Annotated in this window: 1 protein-coding gene; it reads right to left on the reverse strand. The window is 67.9% G+C overall.

Going from position 1 to position 1,324, the window contains the following annotated elements:
* A partial coding sequence (locus ACZ7GZ_RS43400; protein ID WP_471033382.1) for an NF041680 family putative transposase occupies positions 1-1,194 on the reverse strand: 1,194 nt, incomplete at its 3' end.
* Between the last annotated feature and the right edge of the window lie 130 nt (positions 1,195-1,324).

The raw sequence follows: 1,324 nt of genomic DNA on the forward strand, positions 1-1,324 counted from the left end.
AGATGCCAGCGGCCGGGCCAGCCGCAGCTGGGTGTAGACGGCGAGGATCAGCCACGTCCATCGGTCGGCTGCTTCGGGGGTGCGGATCTTCGGGGAGGTCCAGCCGAGGGTCTGCTTGAACAGACGGAAAGTGTGCTCGATGTCGAAGCGTCGCAGGTATGCCTGCCAGAGACGGTCGGTGTCCGCCGCAGTGGCATCGGTGCCTGACCACCACAGCCAGACCGGCTTCGGTGTTGCTCCGCTGGGCAAGTGGCCGATGTCCAGGCGGATCACCGTCCCTTCGACGATCGGGAGGGTGCCGTCGTCGGCTGCCCAGGAAGAGCGGTGGGTCAGCTTGGGGTGCAGCCGGTTCCATGAGCGGGCGGTGGCGGTGCCGTAGAGGCGGGTGTCGGCGGCCGTTTCGGTGTTCGGGGTGCCCCAGGTGTCAGGCTGTCCGAAGACGAACTCGCCGCCGTGTCGGGGTGGTCGGCCCTGGGTGTGCGGGAGGCGGGGTGGGGCAGCCCTGCGTAGGACGCGGTCGGATCGCATCCTGGCCAGCACTTGGACCGGCAGGTCTTTGAGGAGGAAGCCGAGGCGGGGTGCGTCGTATCCGGCGTCCGCGACAATGAGGATGTCCGGGTCGCCCGTCTGCCACTGTCCCGCGGTGATCAGTCGCTGAAGCAGATCGCGCAGCTGCCGGGCGGTGACGGTGGCGGTGTCGTCCCCGGGCGTCAGACGCAATGCGTCCAGCGGTGCGGTCCATGAGCTGCGGCCCGGCTCGAGCGCGCAGATGATCGAGTAGGGCCAGCCGGGGACCGGGATGTGCTGGTCCTTGCCCCGGCCGTAGGTGTGACACAGGATCCGTTGGGGCGAGGTGTGGGCGTCGGGCCGCAGCCAGCAGGTGACATCGACAGCCAGGACCAGCCGGCCGTCGGCAGCCCGCGGCAGTGGCACTTCGGCCAGTGCTCGCCGCAGCCGGCCGGCATCGACGCGTCCACGGGCCACAGCCGCATAGAGCCCTCCATGGCCGCGACGGTGTTCACCCACCAGCGACAGCTCGGCCAGCGATCTCACCGGTCCGTCGCCGCACAGAACAGCATCAGCCAGCTCGAACAACGCGTCCGAACGAGCGGTCAGACAGGCGTAGAACTCGCCCCGGAAGCATGACAGTTGCTCCAACGGCTCTCGCCGGGCGTAGTGATGCAGCAGACTCATCCTCACGGCCTTCGTGCTGGACGTGTGTGTTCCTTGGTCGGAGCACATGTTCAGCCGAAGGCCGCTTCCATGTACGGCGGTTACCGGACCAGGTGATCAAGTTCGACACACCATTCGACGCCGGACGTTA

The organism is Streptomyces sp. NPDC037288 (genome assembly GCF_055603265.1).